Here is a 252-nt window from a genome sequence, read left to right as displayed (position 1 = left end):
CCGCTGGCTTCGGCACCGTAGCCGAGCGCGGTGGGGCGCAGCCCGCTGGCGGCACTGAACGCGCCGCCCGCGGTGCTGTAGTCGCTGCCGGCTTCGGCGCTGTAGCCGACGGCGGACGACTGCCGCCCGGCCGAAGTCGCGCCGGCACCGCTGGCGGTGCTGAACACCCCGGTGGCCTGTGCGCCGGCACCCAGTGCGGGAGCGCCGGTGCCGCTGGCACTGGTGGCCTTGTCGAGCAGCACGGTGCCGTTG

At 76.2% G+C, this 252-nt stretch carries 1 protein-coding gene; it reads right to left on the bottom strand.

Annotated elements, in window-relative coordinates; all coding sequences use genetic code 11:
* Positions 1-252, bottom strand: a 252-nt coding sequence (locus tag ACQG3P_RS20890) for a hypothetical protein (protein WP_426806124.1), incomplete at both ends; no start/stop codon positions are given.

The sequence above is a fragment of the Stenotrophomonas sp. SrG genome, from assembly GCF_050031795.1.
GTDB lineage: Bacteria > Pseudomonadota > Gammaproteobacteria > Xanthomonadales > Xanthomonadaceae > Stenotrophomonas > Stenotrophomonas rhizophila_A.
The sequence above is the reverse complement of the archived record's forward strand: the minus strand, read 5'-3'. Positions and strand labels throughout refer to the sequence as shown.